The 4,936-nt window shown below is 35.3% G+C and carries 5 protein-coding genes; all 5 read left to right on the forward strand.

The window, feature by feature from the left end; all coding sequences use genetic code 11:
* The first annotated feature begins 318 nt into the window (after nt 1-318).
* The 5 genes from BA053_RS05175 to BA053_RS05195 all read left to right on the forward strand — a co-directional run bounded on the left by BA053_RS05175 (nt 319) and on the right by BA053_RS05195 (nt 4,847).
* Complete coding sequence (locus BA053_RS05175; protein ID WP_065094652.1) at nt 319-1,101, forward strand: MlaE family ABC transporter permease; 783 nt, start codon at nt 319-321, stop codon at nt 1,099-1,101.
* The gene (locus BA053_RS05180; RefSeq protein WP_065094653.1) at nt 1,094-1,795 is read left to right on the forward strand and encodes an ABC transporter ATP-binding protein; all 702 of its coding nucleotides are present in this window, start codon (nt 1,094-1,096) and stop codon (nt 1,793-1,795) included. Before BA053_RS05175 ends, BA053_RS05180 begins: the two co-directional genes overlap by 8 nt.
* Before the next feature lie 206 nt (nt 1,796-2,001).
* The gene (locus BA053_RS05185; RefSeq protein ID WP_065094654.1) at nt 2,002-2,499 is read left to right on the forward strand and encodes a hypothetical protein; all 498 of its coding nucleotides are present in this window, start codon (nt 2,002-2,004) and stop codon (nt 2,497-2,499) included.
* A gap of 82 nt (nt 2,500-2,581) precedes the next feature.
* Nucleotides 2,582-3,745 carry a 1-deoxy-D-xylulose-5-phosphate reductoisomerase gene (gene dxr / locus BA053_RS05190; protein WP_065094655.1) on the forward strand — a complete coding sequence of 388 codons (1,164 nt, stop codon included), beginning with the start codon at nt 2,582-2,584 and terminating at the stop codon, nt 3,743-3,745.
* A gap of 208 nt (nt 3,746-3,953) precedes the next feature.
* Nucleotides 3,954-4,847 (forward strand): Rpn family recombination-promoting nuclease/putative transposase, encoded by an 894-nt coding sequence (locus BA053_RS05195; RefSeq protein WP_065106837.1) that lies wholly within the window; start codon nt 3,954-3,956, stop codon nt 4,845-4,847.
* The last annotated feature ends 89 nt before the right edge of the window (nt 4,848-4,936 follow it).

Consider the following 4,936-nt stretch of genomic DNA (forward strand, 5'->3'; position numbering starts at 1 on the left):
ATACCAGAATAATAAGCTACTGATATTCTCCACCTTTTTTATCTTTAATCCATCATAGCTAGCGATGCAACAAAGCCATCCCAGTGTCTGGGCACTGGCCCACTGGTGGGAATTGCTCCCAAACTACAACGTTCGTACAGTTGTGGATACCGTGGCGGTATGACGTAGGGAAACCTTTCTTGGGTTAGCTATATGAGCTTTAAATTAAAACATCAAGTATGTTGAACTTAAAACATATCTCAGCTATACTTTGCGATAAAGTTAATAAAAATTTTAATAAAATCAGTAAGACTAACCTCTAGCTAAAATGAATACAAAGTGAGCTTTTTTGATATAAATAGTGTTAGGATAATTGGTAGGTACTTTATCAATTTTTTGTTAAGGCTTGGTAGTGCATTCATATTTTTTATTCAATCTCTATACCACTGCCTTGTGCCGCCATATTATTTTAGCAACGTAGCAAGACAAATTATAGAGATAGGCTTTTTCTCTCTGCCAATTGTTGGGCTCACTGGAGTTTTTATAGGAGCGGCGATAGTTTTACAAAGTAGCTTGAGTGACCCATTAATTAACCAAGAACAGATAATACCCAAACTTGTTACGATCACTATCATTAAAGAGTTAGGACCAGTTTTGATCAGCTTAATAATGGTAGGAAAGGTTGGATCATCAGTTGCAGCAGAAATTGGTACGATGCGCATCACCGAGCAAATAGATGCCCTTACAACTTTGAACATTAACCCTTTCAAATATTTAATTGCACCAAGGATTTTAGCGTCAATCATAGTATTTCCCATACTTACAGTATGTGCAGATCTAATAGGAATATTTGGAGGATATGTCACTGCAGTCTTCGAATTTAACCACAATCTAAATATATACATTAAATACACAGCTCAGTTCTTTAATACGTACGATTTTGTAACTGGGCTAGCTAAAGCAACTGCTTTTGGCGCCATAATTTCTGTCTCAAGTTGCTATTACGGTTACCATTGCAAAGAAGGTGCACGAGGAGTAGGTGTTGCTACAACATCAACTGTTGTTTTATCGTCCATACTGATCATTTTAGCAAACTACATGATTACTTTGATACATGCGTAACCCCATAATATCAATATCGAACTTAAGCTTATCTTTTGATGACAGGACAGTACTAAAAGATCTAAATCTTGATATATCAAAAGGGGAATCATTAGTCATACTTGGCGGCTCAGGAAGCGGCAAATCTGTATTAACAAAAATAATCATTGGCTTGCTGACACCAGACTCAGGGTCTATTAAAATAAATAGTAAAAGCAAAAATAAATTTGGGGTTTTATTTCAAAATTCCGCTTTATTTGACTATGTTACAGTGTGGGAAAATATATCTTTTAATTATAAAAAACGCTTTAATATCAGCAAAAAGGAGGCAAAACAGCTAGCAATTGAAAAGCTAAATGATGTTGGATTGGAAGAAAATATAGCAGATATGTTTCCAATAGAGCTATCAGGTGGAATGAAAAAAAGAGTGGCACTTGCAAGGGCAATTGCACACAACCCAGAAATCATCATATTGGATGAACCAACTTCAGGATTGGACCCAATTATGTCAGATATAGTAAACGAGATAATAATAAAATTATCTAGAGATCTTAACCCTACAATTATCACGATTACACATGATATTCATAGCGCATTTAAAATAGCTGATAAAATAGCAGTATTATATGAAGGGGAGATCATTTCCCATGGAACTGTTCAGGAAATACAAAATACTAATAACGAATATATAAAAAAATTCATTCATTATATATAGCTAAAGATATATACACTATTGCTAACAGTCATATTTTTAAGTTTTAACTTTGTAAAAGGTAGTGGACATTGGAATTCAGATTTTTTTCAAACTGGGCCCTATATCAGATAACAGAATTGTTTGTATTAGTTATATATTCAAAAGCTCTATTGATATTTTGCAATATTTGTGATAAAATAATAGCTTAAGGTTGAGAGTAAAAATTTATGAGTGAAGCTCAAGGTCCAAATATTGCAGAATGGCAAGCGCAGCAACAACACCAAGAAGCCGCTGGTGAGAAAAGTGGTTTTGGTCTTGGTCACAGTGACTCTGTTTCAACAGTCGTGGATGGAATGAAATGGTTGTTCAACTTTCATGAAGGGGCGATTGCTGCTTATAATAATGTGTTTGAAAGTTTGGTGAGTGGCAGTAGTTTAGTAACACTGTTTGGAAAGTCAGGTAATATGTTTGGCATAAAACTTCTTGAAGGCCTTGCAGAATATTTTTCAGGTGGAGGTGGGGAAGATATGCCATCAGAAGGAATGGACATGGCTCATGGTGATGATGGACATCACTCAGATGATTACCCTCATGCCAATAACGAAATAGCTCATAATGCTGATGGTTTGCAAGACATGCATGATGCAGGTGATCACCATGGTCAATCTTTTTCACCTGGTCCTTCACCATCTGTTGGTGATGACCACGGGCATGAACTTGGTTAAACGCTTAAAAACTGCTGAATAGTATGCGAGAAGGCCTAATAAGAAAAGTTGCTGTTGTTATAATTAACATGAGTTTGTCTTAGTGAAAAAGGTTTCAGTTTTAGGGTCAACAGGAAGTGTTGGAAAAAAGACTGTAGATTTGCTCTCAAAGAGAAAAGAAGAATACCAAGTGGAAGCACTAAGTGCCCATTCGAACTTTGCTCTACTGGCACACCAAGCAAAACTGCTGAATGCAAAATACGTTGCTATCTCCGATGAAAGGTTTTACAAAGATTTAAAAGAAAATCTACTTGGTACAGATGTAAAAATAGCAATTGGTGCTACAAATATTGCTACCATACCTGTTGATCTCTCAGTTGTTGCAATAGTTGGCATTGCAGGCCTTGAGCCAGTTATGGAGGTTATAGAAAGCGGTACCAAAGTCATTGCATTAGCAAATAAAGAAAGCATTGTTTGCGGTGGAAAGTTATTACTTAAAAAAGCTAAAGAAAAAAACGTACAAATAATCTCTATTGACTCTGAGCACAACGCAATTTTTCAAATTTTGCAAAATGACGACAAATGCATAGAAAAGATCATACTTACTGCTTCTGGTGGACCATTCTTAAATTATAGTTCTGAGCAATTAAGAAATGTCATGGTAGATCAGGCGCTTAGTCACCCCACTTGGAATATGGGAAAGAAAATCTCGGTTGATAGCGCAACAATGATGAATAAGGCACTAGAGATAATAGAAGCACATAACTTGTTTAACATCAGCCCGGATAAAATTGAAGCAATAGTGCATCCTGAGTCAATAGTACATGGAATTGTAACTTATAAGGATGGGTTCAACTTTGCTGTGCTTGCAGAGACTGACATGGCAATTCCCATTTCATATGCTTTGTCTTGGCCGGAAAGATCAGCTTTAAATCGTAAATTAGATTTAACAAAGCAAGGAAAATTGACCTTTCAAGAACCAGACCATAAGCGTTTTCCTGCGCTAAAGCTTAGCATGGCAGTGTTAAACTCTTCTGCTTCACAAACAAACAGTATTGTGCTCAATGCTGCAAATGAAATAGCTGTTAATGAATTTTTGAAGTCACGAATCGGCTTTTTAAAAATAGTAGAGGTAGTGGAATCAACAATGGAAAGTTTTGGTAGTTATACTGATATTAATTCACTATCTGATATAATAAATATTGATTATGAAAGTCGTATTATTGCTAATAAAGTTGTTGAAAGTAAAGTTGTTGCGTATAGCTAGAGTAATGTAACCAGACTGTATTCTGTGATTTTTTTTTAGCAAAGCACGATGCACAATCGTCATTCCGCTACTAGTTAGCGGAATCTATGCCGAGATACCGCGAATGAATCGCGGTATGACGGTTCGCGGCGGCATAGCTATAGCTATCTTCAAAAATATGGTTGAATAATTGTGTGTATAATTATTAATATTTTTAAGCACTTTGGCTATGGCTTTATCTAAGTTTCTCGACCCTAAGCTGGATTTAACCTTCAAAAAAATATTTGGCACTGAAAAAAATAAGAATATTCTCATACATTTTTTGAATGATATTTTAGGATTTACCGAGATAAATACTATACAAGAAGTGGAATTCCTCAGTACTATAATGGATCCTGAAATTGCATCTGATAAGCAAAGTATAGTTGATGTTCTTTGCAGGGATTCTAGTGGGGCCAGGTATGTGATTGAAATGCAGCTCACTCGCGACAAAGGCTTCGAAAAACGAGCTCAACTGTATGCTGCTAAGGCTTACTCAAGACAATTAGATAAATCTGGCAACTACATTGATTTAAAGAAAGTCTTCTTTATTGCTATATCAAATTGTAACTTACTTCCTGAAGAAGTTGATTATATTTCTACTCACAATATACGTGATATAAAAACTAACGGCCATTACTTAAAAGATTTTCAGTTTGTCTTTATTGAGTTGCCTAAATTCGCAAAAAATAAAGTAGAGCAGTTAGAAAGTATAGTAGAAAGGTGGTGTTTCTTTTTTAAATACGCAGAAGAAACAACAGAAGAGGACTTAAAAGAGATAGCAGAAAAAGCGCCAATAATAAAGCTAGCATATGATGAATTAGACAAGTTTCGTTGGAACGAAAAAGATTTAGTAGCTTACGAAGAAAGGATAATGGATCTACGGAAAGAAGAAGCCATTCTTGAATACAGACTTGATCTTGCTACTGAAAAAGGCAAAAAAATTGGTAAAGAGGAAGGGAAAATTGAAGGGAAAATTGAAGTCGCAAAAGCAATGCTGGCTAATAATGTTGATGTCAACACTATTGTTAAGTTTACTGGCCTTTCTATTAGTGAGATTGAAGAATTAAGTGGAAATCTGTGAACGGTTACGTTTATTTTTTATCCTTATCATCAAGTGTAAATAAGGTTATTGTAGAGATTAAGCCTATTATAACTATCATTAACGAAAAT

The sequence above is a fragment of the Wolbachia endosymbiont of Nomada ferruginata genome (genome assembly GCF_001675785.1).
In the GTDB taxonomy this organism is placed as follows: Bacteria; Pseudomonadota; Alphaproteobacteria; order Rickettsiales; family Anaplasmataceae; genus Wolbachia; species Wolbachia pipientis.

What these genes read in the sequence shown, in the direction of transcription:
- BA053_RS05180 (WP_065094653.1), top strand. Translation starts at nt 1,094, where the DNA reads ATGCGTAACCCCATAATATCAATATCGAACTTAAGCTTATCTTTTGAT.
- BA053_RS05185 (WP_065094654.1), top strand. Translation starts at nt 2,002, where the DNA reads ATGAGTGAAGCTCAAGGTCCAAATATTGCAGAATGGCAAGCGCAGCAA.
- BA053_RS05195 (WP_065106837.1), top strand. Translation starts at nt 3,954, where the DNA reads ATGGCTTTATCTAAGTTTCTCGACCCTAAGCTGGATTTAACCTTCAAA.